General features: G+C 61.0%; 14 protein-coding genes. 6 read left to right on the top strand and 8 right to left on the bottom strand.

The features are described 5' to 3' along the window. Positions 1–9: 9 nt before the first annotated feature. The 6 genes from glpK to CXR02_RS12295 form a co-directional block, all read right to left on the bottom strand. Positions 10–1,539 (bottom strand): glycerol kinase GlpK, encoded by a 1,530-nt coding sequence (glpK, locus tag CXR02_RS12320; protein WP_104062264.1) that lies wholly within the window; start codon positions 1,537–1,539, stop codon positions 10–12. Positions 1,540–1,585: 46 nt separating this feature from the next. Continuing rightward, positions 1,586–2,635: a zinc-dependent dehydrogenase gene (locus tag CXR02_RS12315; protein WP_104062263.1), complete on the bottom strand. Its 1,050-nt coding sequence runs from the start codon at positions 2,633–2,635 to the stop codon at positions 1,586–1,588. After that, on the bottom strand, positions 2,632–3,699 hold the full coding sequence (locus tag CXR02_RS12310) for a galactitol-1-phosphate 5-dehydrogenase (RefSeq protein ID WP_104062262.1): 1,068 nt from the start codon (positions 3,697–3,699) through the stop codon (positions 2,632–2,634). Before CXR02_RS12310 ends, CXR02_RS12315 begins: the two co-directional genes overlap by 4 nt. 6 nt (positions 3,700–3,705) lie before the next feature. Beyond that, positions 3,706–4,545, bottom strand: coding sequence for an SDR family oxidoreductase (locus tag CXR02_RS12305; RefSeq protein WP_104062261.1), 840 nt, complete (start codon positions 4,543–4,545; stop codon positions 3,706–3,708). Positions 4,546–4,607: 62 nt separating this feature from the next. Continuing rightward, a complete protein-coding gene (eda, locus tag CXR02_RS12300; protein ID WP_104062260.1) occupies positions 4,608–5,276 on the bottom strand; it encodes a bifunctional 4-hydroxy-2-oxoglutarate aldolase/2-dehydro-3-deoxy-phosphogluconate aldolase in 669 nt (222 codons plus the stop codon). Further along, positions 5,273–6,247 (bottom strand): MBL fold metallo-hydrolase, encoded by a 975-nt coding sequence (locus tag CXR02_RS12295; RefSeq protein ID WP_258060931.1) that lies wholly within the window; start codon positions 6,245–6,247, stop codon positions 5,273–5,275. The genes eda and CXR02_RS12295 overlap by 4 nt, the downstream gene beginning before the upstream one ends. A gap of 89 nt (positions 6,248–6,336) precedes the next feature. Between CXR02_RS12295 and CXR02_RS22390 the strand changes: the two genes are divergently transcribed. From CXR02_RS22390 to CXR02_RS12270, 6 genes are all read left to right on the top strand, one after another. After that, on the top strand, positions 6,337–6,567 hold the full coding sequence (locus tag CXR02_RS22390) for a hypothetical protein (RefSeq protein WP_181037226.1): 231 nt from the start codon (positions 6,337–6,339) through the stop codon (positions 6,565–6,567). Then, a complete protein-coding gene (gene glmS / locus CXR02_RS12290) occupies positions 6,518–8,416 on the top strand; it encodes a glutamine--fructose-6-phosphate transaminase (isomerizing) (RefSeq protein WP_104062258.1) in 1,899 nt (632 codons plus the stop codon). Before CXR02_RS22390 ends, glmS begins: the two co-directional genes overlap by 50 nt. A 265-nt stretch (positions 8,417–8,681) precedes the next feature. Beyond that, a complete protein-coding gene (locus tag CXR02_RS12285) occupies positions 8,682–9,743 on the top strand; it encodes a substrate-binding domain-containing protein (protein WP_181037211.1) in 1,062 nt (353 codons plus the stop codon). Between the two features lies 1 nt (position 9,744). After that, positions 9,745–11,295, top strand: a complete 1,551-nt coding sequence (locus CXR02_RS12280) for a sugar ABC transporter ATP-binding protein (protein ID WP_181037210.1) — start codon at positions 9,745–9,747, stop codon at positions 11,293–11,295. Further along, on the top strand, positions 11,292–12,326 hold the full coding sequence (locus CXR02_RS12275; RefSeq protein ID WP_104062255.1) for an ABC transporter permease: 1,035 nt from the start codon (positions 11,292–11,294) through the stop codon (positions 12,324–12,326). Before CXR02_RS12280 ends, CXR02_RS12275 begins: the two co-directional genes overlap by 4 nt. Positions 12,327–12,378: 52 nt before the next feature. Then, positions 12,379–13,173 (top strand): SDR family NAD(P)-dependent oxidoreductase, encoded by a 795-nt coding sequence (locus CXR02_RS12270; RefSeq protein ID WP_104062254.1) that lies wholly within the window; start codon positions 12,379–12,381, stop codon positions 13,171–13,173. A 226-nt stretch (positions 13,174–13,399) separates the two neighbouring features. Here CXR02_RS12270 and CXR02_RS12265 read toward each other — a convergent pair whose 3' ends face one another. Together CXR02_RS12265 and CXR02_RS12260 are read right to left on the bottom strand one after the other, a co-directional pair. Further along, a complete protein-coding gene (locus CXR02_RS12265; RefSeq protein WP_104062253.1) occupies positions 13,400–14,329 on the bottom strand; it encodes an LLM class oxidoreductase in 930 nt (309 codons plus the stop codon). Between the two features lie 106 nt (positions 14,330–14,435). After that, entirely contained in the window at positions 14,436–15,659 is a 1,224-nt protein-coding gene (locus tag CXR02_RS12260) for an MFS transporter (RefSeq protein ID WP_104062252.1), read from the bottom strand. Positions 15,660–15,726 lie beyond the last annotated feature (67 nt).

Raw genomic sequence — 15,726 nt, 5'->3', positions numbered from 1 at the left:
AGGGCGCTCCTAGGGATTGGTGGTCGATGGGGTGGTGGGTTCGTGCTCTTCCCAATTGCAGGCGCGGGTGACGGCCTTCTGCCAGCCGGTGTACAGGGCAGAGCGTTTTTCTTCGGACATGTCCGGCGTGAAGGCCCGGTCGAGTGCGAATGTGTCACGCAGTTCGTCTTTGCTCTCCCAGAACCCGCAGGCAAGGCCCGCCAGGAGCGCGGCTCCGCGTGCCGTGGATTCGACCTGACGGGGCCGGAGGACCGGGACGTTCACCATGTCGGCCTGGAACTGCATGAGGAAGTTGTTCCGCACAGCACCGCCGTCGACTCGGATTTCGGAGACGGGGAGGCCGGCATCGGCCTCCATGCAATTGATGACGTCCTTGATCTGGAACGCAATGGATTCGAGCGTGGCCCGGATGATGTGGTTCCGGCTCGAGCCGCGGGTGAGTCCGAGGATCGCGCCGCGGGCATAAGGATCCCAGTAGGGCGCGGCCAGGCCGGTGAACGCGGGAACAACGTACACCCCGCCGGAATCCTCCACGCGCATCGCGGCGTACTCACTGTCGGCCGAATCGTAGATGACCCGGAGCTCATCCCTCAGCCATTGGATTGACGCCGCGGCCACGAAGATCAGTCCTTCAAGCGCATATTCCACCTTGCCGTTGATGCCCCAGGCAATGGTGGTCAGCATTCCGTTCGCCGAGCTGACCGGTTTGTCGCCGGTATTCATGACCAGACTGGCGCCGGTGCCATAAGTTGCCTTGACCATGCCTCGGTCGAAGCACGCTTGCCCGAACAAAGCCGCCTGCTGGTCACCGATGGCCGAGGCGACCGGGATATGGGCGCCGGCAAAGATTCCGTCGCAGGTGTGTCCGTAAACTTCGCTGCTGGGCCGGACGTTAGGGAGCATTAAACGGGGTACTCCCAGTTCACCGAGGAGTTTGTCGTCCCAGTCCAGCGTGTTGATGTCGAAGAGCATCGTCCTGGCCGCATTGGAGTAATCGGTCACGTGAGCCGCCCCGGCTGTCAGGTTCCAAATGATCCAGCTGTCGATGGTGCCGAAGCATAGTTCGCCGGCTTCGGCACGGGCCCGTGCGCCGGGGATGTTGTCCAGGATCCACGCGATTTTTGTGCCGGAGAAGTAGGCATCGATGACCAGCCCGGTCGTGGACCGGACGTGCTCCTCCAGACCCTTCTCTTTGAGGCCGTCGCATACTCCGGCAGTGCGCCTGTCCTGCCACACGATGGCGTTCATGATGGGCTTGCCCGTGTCCCTGTCCCAGACGACTGTGGTTTCGCGCTGGTTCGTGACACCGATCGCGCTGATCTCATGCGGATCGATTCCGGTTCCCTGAAGGGCGCGTCGTGCCACGGCCAGTTGTGTATTCCAGATCTCCATGGGGTCGTGTTCCACCCACCCCGGCTTGGGGTAGATCTGAGTAAACTCCTGGCTGGCTTCGCCTACGATCTCAACGTTTGAGTTATAGATGATTGCCCGGATACCGGTTGTCCCGGCATCCAGCGCCATGATGTACTTCGTTGTCATCGCCGGTCCATTTCTGTGTGCGTTGCGGATTCTAGGTGCAGCGCTCTTAGTTCGATTCGAAGAGGATCATGGCCTTCATCCCTTGCCCTGAGCCGGCGTAGTCCATGGCCTTTTCGATGTCATCCAGTGTGAACGTCTGGCTGATCAGTTGCGAGAGGTCCAGTCTTCCCTCCCCGACGAGGCTCAGCGCGGACGCATAGTCGGAATTGCTGGAACCCGTTGTGCCGGTCAGGGTCAGCCCTTGGTAGTGGACCCGGTTGGTGTCAAGGGCAACAGGTTGCGCCTTGCCGAGCCCTGCAAAGAAATTGACTCTTCCGTGCGTGGCCAGCAGGTCGACGGCCTGGGCCTGTACCTCCGGCTTGGAGACACAGGTCAGGGCAACGTCAACCCCCAGACCGCCGGTTTCCTCGTCTACGACGGTGGCCAGGTCCCGTTCGGTGAGGTTGACCAGCACATCGGCGCCGACGGAGCCAGCGAAGTCGAGCCGTGGTTGCCGGTTGTTCGAAACGATGACTTTCCGGGCGCCGTAGAGCTTTGCCAGCATGACGTGACAGGCCCCGATGGGTCCGGCACCCATGATCAGCACGGTTGAGTCCGGTCGGACATCGAGTTTGCTGACCGCGTTGTAGCAGCACGAGAGTGGTTCGACCAGTGCGGCCTCGGCATAGCCAACAGACTCCGGAAGGTGGAACACGTTGCCTCGGTTGAGGGCAAAGCGGGGTATCCGGACGTATTCCTGGAAGCCGCCGTCCATGGTGATGCCGAAGGCTTCATAGGACGGGCACATGTTGTTCAGTCCCACGAGGCAGTTGGGGCATGTCCCGCAGCCGACGTTGGGCGTGACACTGACGCGGTCTCCTACGGCGTAACCGTTGACCTCGCTGCCTGCCTCCACAATCTCGCCCGCAAACTCGTGCCCAAGAACACGTGGAGTCCCTTCCGGAAGTTTGAAATGCCCGTTGGCGGCAATCCGACGGTCCGTGCCGCAGATCGAAGCGGCCCTGACTCTGATGATGATGTCACCCGCGTCGGCTGTCGGTCTGGGGATGTCATCGACCGTGATATTGCCGGGGGAGTGAAGCCGTGCGGCTTTCATGATGTACGTACCTCTTCCTGCGCCTCGTCGGCCACGGCGAAGAGTACCTTGTTGTACCAAATGGAGCGGTCCGTGAGCTGGCGGAAGACAGCGGGCGCGTCCTTGAGCGGGCGCACATGGCTGATCAGTTCGTCCACGTGGAGGTCGCGGCCGAGGTGGGCGATGACCATGTCCCATTCGCTGCGGCCCTTTGGGGTGACCTTGGCGTTCCAGGTTCCATACAGCCTTAGCTCCCGCCGAAGCAGCGACGAGACCGCGTCCTTGGCTAACTTCAGGTCGCCGCTAAGGTCACCAAGCAGGACGACCTGTCCCTGGACCGAGGCTGATTCAATGGCCTGGATGAGCGCTTTCGGGTTACCGGTGGCCTCGACGGCGATCTGTGGTCCCCAGCCTTCAGTGGCTGCTCGGGCAAGATCGGCCGTATTACCGGTCTTGGCGTCAATAGTTTCGAAACCGAGCCGCGACATGATCTCGAGCTTTCGGTCGTCAATGTCCGCCACCAGAACGCGGGAGCAACCAAGAATTCGCAGCCATTGAGCGGCCAGGGCGCCGATCGGACCCGCGCCAATGACCAGGGCCGTGGCATGGGTGGGGATCTGCACCTTGAGCATTGCGTGCAGGGCCACCCCGGCGGGTTCAACCATTGCCGCGTGTGCCAGGGGCATGTCGTTCGGAACCCGGAAAATGCTTCGTTCGGGAACCCACATCCGCTCGGACATTGCCCCGTGACGGCGTGACCCGAAGTAGTCGTATCCGGTGCCGAGAGCGTATTCGCCGACTTCGGACATGGGATCCCCATGCCGGTGTAGCAGCGGGAAAACAGCTGCCCGGTCCCCGGCGCTCAGGTGGGGGCTGTCGGGGGCTTCCTCGACGATGGCCGAAAATTCGTGTCCGAGCACCAGAGGATAGTGATAGGCCTTGCCGTGCCCGTAGCGCAGGACGTCTGATCCGCAGACGCCGACGGCGCCGACCCGGATCAGGACGGGGTTTTCGCCGACCGGTTCCGGTTCAGGAATGTCCGCATATTCAAGGTCGTTAAGTCCGTTGAGAATTGCAGCCTTCATGGCAGTTTAGACCTCCATGCCGTAGCGGTGGGCCTTGTGCGTGGGGTAGAGGGCGATCTGCGGGATGGTGACGTCCGGGGTGCGGGTGGCAACGAATAGGGTGATTTCCGCAACGTTGTCCACTTCGATGCAGCTGGCGTGGATGCCTTCCTCGATTTCCTTCTTGTCGAGCCATCCGTCGATGTAGGCGGGGACGTCGCCGTCGTACAGACCCTTGTCGATGATTTCAGTCATCGGAGTCTTGACGTGGGAGGGGTTGATGACAGTGACGCCGATCTTTTTGTCCTTGCCCTCCAAGAGGATGTTCTTGCTGAACCCCATCAGGCCGTGCTTTGAGGCGCGGTAGGGGCTGTGGCCCGGGCCGGAGGCGACGCGTGCGGAGGACGATCCCATGTTGATGATGCGGCCGCCGTTTTCCTGCTTCTCCATGATGCGGAAGGCCTCGCGGCACATCAGGAAGACAGCGGTAAGGTTCGGAGTCATGGTCTTGTTCCACTCATCCAGGGTCACGTCGACGACCGGAGGCGCCAGGGAGTCACGGCCGGCGCTGTTGACGATCAGGTCCACGCTTCCCCAGTTGGTTTTGGCCCACGCGAACAGATCGATTACGGATTGTTCGTCGGTGACGTCGGCGAGGATGGAATGGACGTCTCCGCGGCCATAGCCACGGATGCTGGCGGTGACCTTCTCGAGCCGTTCTTCGTCGATGTCGACGAGGAGGACCTTGCTTTCGTTGGCCGCGAAGATCCGGGCGACGGCTTCGCCGATTCCGGATGCTGCGCCGCTGATGACGGCGACTTTGCCGGCCAGTGCGACTCCGGGCTGTGGGACGTATGTTTCGCTCATTGTGATTTTCTCCTGTTTGTTCTTGTAACTGTGGTGGTGAGGTTTGAGGGCGGGCGGCTTGCTTAGGCCCGCGTTCCTGCCGTGCGGGCTTGGTGCGAGCTGGCGGCGAGTTCAGCCGCGTGGGCAGCTTTGGCGGTGATTTCCGCCCACCGCCGGTCTGCTACGGCGTCCTTGGTGGCGATCCAGGATCCGCCGCACGCAGCAACGGAGGGCTGGGCCAACCATGCTGAGACGGTGTCAGCGGTGATCCCGCCGGTGGGCATGAACGACACGTCTGGGTAGGGGGCACTGAGGGCCCGGACCAGGGGTATGCCGCCGATGGCCTCAGCCGGGAAGAGTTTGAGTAAACGGAGCCCCAAGGACCGTGCGGCCTCGATTTCTGACGGCGAGGTGACGCCTGGAATGATCGGGATGGAGCGTTGTCTGGCACGTTCCACGACTGAGGCGTTGAGGCCCGGGGAGACGATGAAGTGTGCGCCGGCATCAGCTGCGGCGTCGACGTCTTCCTCCGACAGGATAGTCCCGGCTCCCACCAGCAGTCCTGGCACGTTGTCCACCATGCGGGCAATGGCGTCGGCCGCGACAGGCGTTCTGAAGGTGACCTCCGCGACGGGGAGGCCCGCGCCGACAAGTGTCTTGCCCAACGGAATTGCGTCGTCGGCATATTCGATTTCGATGACGGGAACTATCGCGAGCTCGCGAAGCTTCTGGAGCAGTTCTTCGGCATTCATGCCGTTTTCCTTCCTTCGTTGTACGGGAACGTTGCTGTTGTGCCAGGGGTGATCTGGTACGCCTGGCCTAATGACGGGAGTGTCCACTGAACGTCTCCGCTGAGGCGAGTAAACTCCTGTGTCGCTTCATCTCGGCTGATGGTGTTGAAATCAAAGAGGCCGAAGTGATGCCCGACAACGGCCGGGATGTTTGCAGCTGCACAGAGTTCGAGGGCTTCACGTACCGTGAAGTTCCCCGGCACCCCGTTCTGAAGCCGGTGGCCGTCGCGGCCGTTGATAGGCAGCAGTGCCACGTCAACGCGGTTCTCACGAAGGAGCTCAGCCTGACCCTCATAAGGGACGCAGTCGCCCGAGTGATAAATGCGGACGCCTGCGATGTCGATGATGTAGCCCAGGAAAATGGAATCCCCGTTACTGTCTGTTTCCAGGTCTTCGTGGGCAGCCGGGACGACAATGACGTTGATATCGCTGGCCAGTTCCACGCTGCTGCCTGAGGTAACCGGCAGCAAAAGCTCCGGGGGTATGTTCCGGTCCAGGGCCAGTTGGGTGCGTGCCCTCGGGGCCAAGAAGAGGGGACGGTTCAGCGTCCGCAATGCCCGGACCGTATCCGGGTCTAAATGGTCCGTGTGGGCGTGGCTGTGTAGAACGGCCTTGACGCCTTGAATTCTTTCCGGGTCGACCGGGACTGGATGGAGGCGAGTGTGGGGGAAGATTGTCCCCGCGTATTTTGTGGCAAGACTGTCGGACAGGTAGGGATCAATCAGTACACGCCGTCCGTTGTGCTCCAGAGCAAACCCTGCTTGGCCCAGCCACCAAAACCTCACATCATCGGACGGCCGGGCGGCAATTGTGAGGTAGTCCGCGCCGGGGGCGTTGGGAATTGGCCTGACCACAGGGCGATTCACTGTGCCACGACGTTGGCGAACGATTTTCGGATCATGGTTCTCTGGAGGGGATTGTGGCCTGGTCATGAGGCAAAGGCGGGGATGTCACCCGGGCCGCTGATGGTGAATTCCTTCGGCCGGCGTTGAGATACGCCATCGTCAGGTGCAGCGACGGAATGGAGGGCAATCCGAAGATTGGTGCCACGTCTTTGTGCGCGTTGGAGCATTTTGGTTGCCTTTCTCATGCTGATGAGCAGCGCCGCGTCAGTCTTGGTGCTGCTCTGCTCAACCTTAGCAAGAAATTTCAACTGTTCAAGTATTTTTGGAAGAAATTTCCAAACCGAATATGGTTGGGTTATGTGTGGAATCGTGGGGTATGTCGGCAGCAGCAAGAAGTCCGCAAATAGTGAGGGAGAAAAGCGTGCAGTGCGCGTCGTCCTCGGAGGCTTGCGGCGCCTCGAATACAGGGGATATGACTCAGCCGGCATCGCCGTGCTGGCCGGTAGTGGGATTAGTTCCCGAAAGAGGGCTGGCAAGCTCGCGAATCTTGAGCTCCTGCTGGACTCTGACCCTCTGCCAGCCGCCGCCGTGGGCATAGGCCATACGCGATGGGCCACGCACGGTTCACCTACAGACGCGAACGCTCATCCGCACCTCGCTGATAATGGCGGCCTCGCCGTGATCCATAACGGGATCATCGAAAACTGCGGTCCCCTACGGGGCAGGCTCATTGACGGGGGACACGAATTTCTCTCGGAGACCGACACCGAAGTAGCTGCCGCACTGCTTGCAGAGAACTACCGCAGGGCAGCTGAGAGCCCGGCAAACGGAGACGCCCTGGCGGTCGCCATGCGCCGTACCTGCGCACAGCTTGAGGGCTCCTTCACCATACTCGCAGTCCATCGCGAGCATCCCGGGCTCATCGTGGCGGCCCGAAGGAACTCCCCTCTCGTCGTAGGCCGCGGTGACGGGGAGAATTTCCTAGGCTCAGATGTGTCAGGATTCATCGACTTCACCCGCCGTGCCGTGGAACTGGGGCAGGACCAGGTTGTCAGCCTCACGGCGGATGAGGTGGTCATCACCGACTTCCGCGGCGAACCCGCCGCAGGAACGGAATTCACTGTCGACTGGGACGCAGCCGCAGCCACCAAAGATGGCTATCCATCTTTCATGGCAAAGGAGATTCAGGAGCAACCCGAAGCGGTCCGCCGCACGCTACAGGGGAGGCTTGATACTGACGGATCCTTGTCTCTCGGACAACTGGGAATCAGTGACCAAACCCTCGCGGGTATCCGGAAAATCATCATCGTTGCCTGCGGTACTGCCTCATACGGAGGCCAGATTGCGAAGTACGCTATCGAGCGGTGGTGCAGAATCCCGGTGGAAGTCGATTTTGCTCACGAGTTCCGCTACCGCAGCCCGCTGCTGGACGACCGGACTCTCGTAGTCGCCATTTCACAGTCCGGCGAGACGATGGACACGCTGATGGCCGTGCGTTACGCCCGTGAGCAAGGTGCCACGGTCCTTGCGATCTGTAACACAGTCGGAGCGACAATTCCCCGCGAATCAGACGGCGTGCTGTACACCCACGCAGGCCCAGAGGTAGCCGTCGCATCAACTAAGGCTTTTCTTACCCAGGTGACGGCAGGACTCCTGCTCGCTCTCCACCTAGCCCGGCTTCGGAAGTCCGGGCCCCCACTCGAAATATCGGCCGCAGCACGCGAACTCTCACGCATACCCGAAAAAATCCGCCTCGTGCTCACGACCGAGGACCAGATCGCCGCCCTCGCAGAATCGATGGCCGGAGAGAGGGCCGTGCTCTTTATCGGCAGGCATGTCGGACATCCCGTGGCTATGGAAGGGGCTCTGAAGCTTAAAGAACTTGCCTACATCCATGCCGAGGGCTTTGCTGCCGGCGAACTCAAACACGGCCCAATTGCGCTCATCGAGCCTTCCCAAGCCGTCGTTGTCATCGTGCCCTCGCTCGCAGGCAGCCCCATCCTTCACGCCAAGATGATCTCGACAATCCAGGAAATCAAGGCCCGCGGAGGCCGCGTCATCGCACTCGTCGAAGAAGGCGATGACGTAACTGGAGCCTGGGCCGATGCCCTGCTGACAGTACCATCGACGATCCCACTTCTGGCGCCCCTGCTGACCACCATCCCTTTGCAGCTCTTTGCAGCGCACCTGGCTGGCGCCAAGGGCTTGGATATCGATCAGCCACGCAACCTGGCGAAGTCGGTCACGGTCGAATAGTCATTTGGATTCGATTAGAAATTTCTGCCCAATGTATGGTTTTGGGAAGAAATTCTTGCTATCTTGAGTGCATTGCCAAGGAAGGCAAAGCCCCTGCAGCCCGACCTGGACCCTTTGAGGCTAGGCGTGCGAGTGCAGTGACATTCAGAGAGGCCCCAACATGTTTCAACGGAGAAACCACCATCGGGGGAGCGCGGCTGTAGCCTTGCTTGCCTGTCTTGCCATGCTGGCGACGGGCTGCGCGTCCGCTCAAAGCAACTCGACCTTGCAGACGGACTCTGCAGCATCTGCCGCCTTCACGGCCAAGGTCACAGCCGACGTTGCTGCGGCAACCGCACCGCAAACAGCCACCACGAACCCACTGCCGGCCGGTGCCTCGCTCTCCGGCGGACCCAAGAAGATCGTAATCATCCCCTGTTCCATGGCGGTAGAAGGATGTGCTCGTCCCGCCCGTTCAACGCAAGAAGCCTCACGGCTCCTTGGCTGGGACGCGACCATCGACGACCCTGCAAGCGACAGCACCAAAATTTCCGCGGCCATTCAGCGGGCAGTTTCACGCAAGGTCGATGCCATCGCCTTGACATCCATCGACGCCGCCGCCGTCCAGGGAGACATAAAGGCCGCGAGAGACGCCGGCATTGCCGTCTCATGCAATATGTGCGGCAACAAGGACGACCTGTACCAGTCACTAATTCCGGCTTTGGACGCCAACAGCAAGGCAGGCTATCTGCTGGGCCAATATGCATTCCTCGAAGCGCGCAAGCGGTTTAATTCCGCGCCCAAGTTCATCGTGCTGACCGACCCGGAATTCGACACGGTCAAGGCCCGCGTTAGTGGACTGAAGCAGTTCATAGCCGACTGCCAGGCAGCGGGCGCAGGCTGCGAACAGGTAGCCGAAGGTTCCTTCCTGGCAGGTGAAATCAGCACCGTAGCCCCTGGCCGAGTAGCCCAACTGGCGCGGAGCAACCCCGGATACAACGTGCTGTTCGCAGGATTCGATGCGGCCATGCTGTTTTTCTCCCAAGGTCTACAGCAGGCCGGACTGGCTGACTCCAAAAAGGCTTTCGGAATTTCTGTTGACGCAGACGTTGCCAACACCGAGATGATCCGAAATGGCGGCTTCCAAGCCGCGTCCATCGGCTTTGCCTTCGGCCGTGCAGGCTACGGCCAGGTCGACAACCTGAACCGGATCTTCGCCGGCCAGGAGCCCCAAGAGCAGGGCATCACCGGCAAACTCGTAACTTCAGAGAACGCGCCGGCCTCCGGCGGCTGGGACGGGGACTTCGACGCCGTGGCGCTCTACAAGCAACTCTGGAATGTTCGCTGACATGAAGACCGCCGATTCGCCCCGCACCGTCCTGACGGTGCGGGGCCTGTCCAAGACCTTCGTCGGCCAGAAGGCCCTCGACGACGTGACCCTTGAGCTGCGCACCGGGGAAGTGCACGCACTCCTTGGCCAAAACGGCTGCGGGAAATCAACGCTCATTAAGTGCCTTGCCGGGTTTCATCATCCCGACGAAGGTGCAGAAATGAACTTGGATGGTGCAGCTGTAACAGTTCCCTATGAACCAGCACAAGCCGCCGCCATGGGGTTAGTGTTCGTTCACCAGGATCTGGGCCTCATACCGAACCTGTCCATTACAGAGAACTTCGAGGCCTCAAGACGTTACGGCACCGGTCTGTTCTCCAAGATCCGGTGGTCCAGGATGAGGGAAAACACGGCTTCCCAGCTGGCACTCCTCGGTCACGCGGATCTTGATCCCGACACCCTTGTCAGCCGTCTGCCGATCGCGCAACAGACCATTGTCGCCATAGCCAGAGCCCTCAGCTCCGCGGGCGAAGGGGCCAAGGTTCTGGTCCTGGATGAGCCCACCGCGGCTCTCCCCGACTCCGAAGCGGCGTTGCTTTTCAAAGCGGTCCGTCGAGTCGTTGACCGGGGTGTTGCCGTCCTCTACGTGACCCACAAGCTGGAAGAGTTGGCCGAGTTTGCCGATCGGGCGACAATTCTTCGGGATGGAAGGAACGTGGAAACGGTCGAAATAGCCGAGACAGACCGTGACAGGCTCGTCCGGCTGATCGTAGGACGGGATGTCGAGACGGTCCCCTCCAGACCGCCGGCCGGGACGACAGGGCAGGAGCTTATGGACGTCCAGGGCATCTCCGGAAAACGGCTGCGGGATGTCTCTTTCAAAGTCAATTCGGGTGAAATTATCGGTGTGGCGGGAATGCTGGGATCCGGCAGGAGCGAACTCGCCAGGATTCTGTTTGGCGCCCAGAAACCGGCCAGCGGCACTATCAGCGTCAAGGGTAAAGCGCACCGTTTCAATACGCCGAGGGATGCGGTGGCCCGAAAGATCGCTCTTATCCCTGAGAACCGTCGTCGGGACGGCGGCGTGCTGGACATGAGTGTCGGACAGAACCTCACCATGGCATCAGTGGGTCAGTTCTGGCGCGGCGTCGGGCTGTCAAAAGCTGCAGAAAGGACGTGGACATCGCAAAAGATCCGCGAATATGACGTCAGACCAGCGACACCCAGTCGGCTGTTCCGGGTGCTTTCCGGGGGAAACCAGCAAAAGGTCGTCATCGCCAAGTGGTTGGAGACGGAACCTGACGTAGTCATCTTCGACGAGCCAGTGCAGGGCGTGGACATTGGTGCCCGGGCAGAAATATTCGAGCTCATCAACGGCGCGGCTGACCGGGGCGCAGCCGTCCTGTTGATCTCCTCCGAGATCGAACAGCTAATTAGCCTCAGTCATCGGATCCTCATACTCCGGCACGGACGGATTGTTGCCGACGAACCAACCGCAGGCCTTACCGCGGGCAAAGTCACGCAGTCTATGTACTTCGACGGCGAAAAAACTAAGGAAACATCATCATGACCTCGACGCTAGACCCGTCGGCGCTGCCATCGGCCGCCGGTGATCCCGAAGAAACCGGACGGCGTCTCCTCAAAAGACGGCCAAACGAAACCCTGCCGTTGTTCTTCGCCCGGATTGCTTTGCCCCTACTACTGGTGCTCCTAATCGCCATTTTCTCCGCTGTTCGCCCCGAGACATTCGCGACAGTGGACAATCTCAAGACAGTTCTCAACCTTCAGGCGGTCCTGACGATTCTGGCTATCGGGCTTCTGCTGCCTTTGATTGTCGGCGAACTTGACCTCTCCGTCGCCGCGAACCTCGGTCTGGGATTGATCCTGGTAACGGGCCTAACCTCCCAACAGGGCATGCCGGCCACGGCCGCAATGGTGATCGCGGTTGCGGCCTGCACCGCCGTCGGATTCATCAACGGGCTGCTTGTAAGCAAGGTCGGAATCAACTCCTTTATCGTGACCATCGGTATGAGCACAATCCTCACAGGGCTGATTGGGGCCTACACACTGGGAAACGTCTTCTATGAAAACATCCCAGAAGAGCTGACACAGCTCGGACAAGGCAACCTTCTCGGCATTCCCTTGCCAGTGGTCATTGCGGCAGCGATCGGATTGATCGTCTGGTACCTACTCTCCCAGACACCTGCAGGACGGTTCCTTTACGCTATTGGCGGGTCTCGCGATGCCGCACGCCTCTCAGGAATCGCCGTTCCTCAGCTAACCGTCGCCGCGTTCGCCGGGGCTGGGGCCCTGGCGGGTATTGCCGGGATTGTCCAAGCAGGAATCCTCGGAAGCGGCAGCCCCACAGTTGGCCCGCCCATGCTGCTTCCGGCCTATGCAGCGGTCTTCCTGGGCGCCACTGCCTTCCTCCCCGGAACCTTCAACGTATGGGGAACGATCATTGCCGTCATCACCCTCCAAGTCGGTACTACCGGACTGGCCCTCATCGGAGCACCATTCTGGATAGAGCCTCTATTCACCGGGACTGCCCTTATCGCTGCCGTCGCCGCCACCCGTTTCCTGCGGGGCGAAGCCACCTAGACCCGGCGGCAGACCGGACCAATAACACCAACAACAAGAAGGCGCAAAAAATATGAACATCAATCTTGAGGGTAAAAGAGCCCTGGTCACAGGCTCCAGTCAGGGCATAGGACTGGCCATCGCCAAGGGCCTCGCTGCAGCCGGTGCCACGGTAACGATCACAGGCCGGGATCCCGAACGTGTGGAAAAGGCCGCCCAGGATGTCAACAATCTCAACCTGCCAGGCAGGCTGATACCGCTGGCCGCTGATCTCTCCACTGAGAAGGGAACTTCCATACTCTTCGATGTGCTTCCCGCCGTGGATATCCTCATCAACAACCTGGGTATCTTTGAGCCCAAGTCGTTTTTCGATATCGACGACGCCGAATGGATCCGCTATTTCGAAGTCAACGTTCTCACCGGAATTAAGACTGCCCGCCAGTATCTTCCGGGGATGATGAAGGACGGATGGGGCCGGGTCGTATTCATCTCGAGCGAATCCGCGCTGCAGATTCCGCCGGAAATGATGCACTATGGGGCAACGAAGACGATGCAGCTGGGCATCTCACGTGGTTTGGCTGAACTGACTGCCGGGACAGGAGTGACCGTCAACTCCGTGTTACCCGGGCCTACCTTTTCCGAGGGCGTATCCGACTTCGTCGTGAAGATGGGTGGAGACTCCCAGCTTTCGGCCCGGGAACAAACCGATGACTTCGTCAGGGAGCACCGACCCACCTCCCTGCTCAAACGCGCAGCGACAACAGACGAAGTTGCCAACCTGGTCGTGTATCTGAGCTCCCCCCAGGCGTCAGCTACCGTGGGCGCCGCCGTTTCCGTGGACGGCGGGACCCGCCGAGCGATCTTCTAAGCAACCCCTATTCAGCCACCACAAGCATGGATTGACGCAGAGGGCGGGCGTGGGCGAGCCCGCCCTCTGCGCGCTGCCATGGCTCAGCAACTTCCATGATCTGGGGCGTGAGGCTTCCCTGGAGCCCATGATCGCCCCACGATTCCTGCAGTCAATGAGCGGATCGTGCAGTCCCGGCGATCGCCTAGACAGGGAAAACCTCTTTGAGTGTCCACTGCGCGCCGCGTCATCGGGCGGAAGGTACCGTCGCGTCACCGGTAAAGGCCGGCAGCACATACTCGGCTATTTCCTCCAGAGCTTCTTCAACGGGCTGGGAACTGGGACGGAAGTTTAGGGCAACGTGCGCCACTCCGGAATCTTCAAGATCGCTGAGGTAGCTTTGCAGCTGGTGGCGCCCCAGACGCGCCCCGAACCTAATGGGCTCCACCGGTGCATCGGGATCTTCGAGGAGATCAACCAGCATCGTTGTGATGGCCGGTTTGTACTGGCCATCCGGGACAGAGTGTTTCCATTTATCCGTTACGGGTTTCATGAAATGTGCGGACCGGTGATAGGTCATGTAGCCGTCCATGTTTTCGGCCACCCACTCCGTGCTCTGCTGGGACCGGCCCACCGAGATCAGCGGAATTGAGCTGCCATGTGGTGCCGGAAGTACTTTCATGCTTGTAGTCGGGAGTTCAGAGCTGTCCCGCCAGAGACGTCTGAGAGTACTCACCGCAGTTCGGTACTGCTCGCCGCGCGACTCAAAGTCAACACCGAAATTCGGATACTCAGCAGGCCGATCACCGGACGCAACACCGAGAATCAGGCGTCCCCCGGACAATTGATCGATGGTGGCCGCCATTTTCGCAACATGCAGCGGGTGCCGCAACGGCAGAACGACGGCGGCTGTTCCCAGCAAAATGTTATCGGTGACACCGGCAAGGAACCCGAGATACGTGAACGGGTCAAATACTTGACCTGCGTCGCCGAATTCCGGAATCCACAACGGCACGTCACGCAACCACAACGCCTTGAAGCCTAATCTGTCCGCGAGCACTGCCCGCTGGCGATGACCCTGCAGGTCCGGTATGCCGAACGTTGAGGGCAGACCTTTCCCCGCTGACCCGCCCGCAGCCAAATCGTTGTCCAGGGGGAGTTCGACTCCGAGGGACATGCCACATCCCCGCCTATTGAGAGCATCGGGTTCGAGGCTTGAGTGGATAGGGGTGGGGGCGTTCGATCCGATGTCATGATTGCTTCCTGAGGGGATGAGGTTTTCGCTAGATGGATGCTTCGGCCATGGGGGCAACCACGTTCTCCGACGAGTCGTCATCACTATTGGCGGCCGCCGTGTCCGTGCGTTTGGCTCGCCCGGCGGCGATGATCATCACCACGAGCCCCAGCAGGGTGATGCCGGCCCCCGCCCAGATGGGTGAGGTGTAGCCGAGTCCGGCGGTGATGGTTACGCCGCCGAGCCAGGCGCCGAGGGCGTTGCCCACGTTGAAGGCACCGATATTTGCACCGGAGGCGAGGGTGGGGGCGCTGGAGGCGTATTTCATCACGCGCATCTGCAGTCCCGGCACTGTGGCGAAGCCGAAGCCGCCCATCAGGACGATGGAGGCAATAGTGAGCACCTGGTTGCCGGCGGTCAGGGCAAAGCCGACGAGCACAACCACGAGCACGGAGAGCACCACAACGAGCGTGCGGTCCACGTTGCGGTCCGCGGCCTTGCCGCCGATGGTGTTGCCGACAAAGAGGCCTACGCCGAAGACGATGAGCAGCCACGGCACGGTGGAGGCGGCGTAGCCGGAGACCTCGGTGAGGGTGAAGGCGATGTAGGTGAAGGCGCCGAACATGCCGCCGTAGCCGAGGATCGTGACGAAGATGGAGAGCCATACCTGGCCGGAGCGGAAGGCGCGCAGTTCACTGCGCAGGGTTCCGGGCGTGGTGTCGCCGTGTCCGGTCTTCGGAACCAGCGCGAGGATTCCCGCCAGGGCGATGGCTCCGATGACGGTGATGGCCCAGAATGTGGAGCGCCAGCCTGCAGCCTGTCCCAGCATGGTGCCGAACGGCACGCCCAGGACGTTGGCGGCGGTGAGCCCGGTGAACATGATGGCGATGGCGCCGGCCTTTTTGGTGGGGGCAACCATGTCCGCGGCCACCACGGCTCCGATCCCGAAGAAGGCACCGTGGGCCAGGGCGGCGATGATCCGGCCGATCATCATCATCCCGTAGTCGGGAGCGATGGCGGAGACCAGGTTGCCGGCGATGAACAGCACAAGCAGGACGGCGAGGACGGGCTTGCGTTCGAACCGGGTCACCGCCGCGGTCAGCACCAGTGCGCCGACGACGACGGCGAGGGCGTAGCCGGAGATCAGCCAGCCTGCCGTGGCCTCGCTGACCTGGAAGTCGGCGGCAACCTCGGGCAGCAGGCCCATGATCACGAACTCGGTGAGTCCGATGCCGAACCCGCCGAGGGCGAGGGCTATCAGGCCAATGGGCATGGGGATGCTCCTTTGAAAACTGTACGGAATGAGATAGGACGCGTAAGCTAGTAGTTGCAGACGCGTT

It is taken from the genome of Arthrobacter sp. 4R501 (genome assembly GCF_002929755.1).
GTDB lineage: Bacteria > Actinomycetota > Actinomycetes > Actinomycetales > Micrococcaceae > Arthrobacter.
Note: the sequence above shows the minus strand (reverse complement) of the source record. Positions and strands in the feature narration are given on the sequence as shown.

Bases quoted from the DNA above. Each gene is read 5' to 3' on its own strand.
- glpK (WP_104062264.1), bottom strand. From the start codon at position 1,539: ATGACAACGAAGTACATCATGGCGCTGGATGCCGGGACAACCGGTATC.
- CXR02_RS12315 (WP_104062263.1), bottom strand. From the start codon at position 2,635: ATGAAAGCCGCACGGCTTCACTCCCCCGGCAATATCACGGTCGATGAC.
- CXR02_RS12310 (WP_104062262.1), bottom strand. From the start codon at position 3,699: ATGAAGGCTGCAATTCTCAACGGACTTAACGACCTTGAATATGCGGAC.
- CXR02_RS12305 (WP_104062261.1), bottom strand. From the start codon at position 4,545: ATGAGCGAAACATACGTCCCACAGCCCGGAGTCGCACTGGCCGGCAAA.
- eda (WP_104062260.1), bottom strand. From the start codon at position 5,276: ATGAATGCCGAAGAACTGCTCCAGAAGCTTCGCGAGCTCGCGATAGTT.
- CXR02_RS12295 (WP_258060931.1), bottom strand. From the start codon at position 6,247: ATGACCAGGCCACAATCCCCTCCAGAGAACCATGATCCGAAAATCGTT.
- CXR02_RS22390 (WP_181037226.1), top strand. From the start codon at position 6,337: ATGGAGGGCAATCCGAAGATTGGTGCCACGTCTTTGTGCGCGTTGGAG.
- glmS (WP_104062258.1), top strand. From the start codon at position 6,518: ATGTGTGGAATCGTGGGGTATGTCGGCAGCAGCAAGAAGTCCGCAAAT.
- CXR02_RS12280 (WP_181037210.1), top strand. From the start codon at position 9,745: ATGAAGACCGCCGATTCGCCCCGCACCGTCCTGACGGTGCGGGGCCTG.
- CXR02_RS12275 (WP_104062255.1), top strand. From the start codon at position 11,292: ATGACCTCGACGCTAGACCCGTCGGCGCTGCCATCGGCCGCCGGTGAT.
- CXR02_RS12270 (WP_104062254.1), top strand. From the start codon at position 12,379: ATGAACATCAATCTTGAGGGTAAAAGAGCCCTGGTCACAGGCTCCAGT.
- CXR02_RS12265 (WP_104062253.1), bottom strand. From the start codon at position 14,329: ATGTCCCTCGGAGTCGAACTCCCCCTGGACAACGATTTGGCTGCGGGC.
- CXR02_RS12260 (WP_104062252.1), bottom strand. From the start codon at position 15,659: ATGCCCATTGGCCTGATAGCCCTCGCCCTCGGCGGGTTCGGCATCGGA.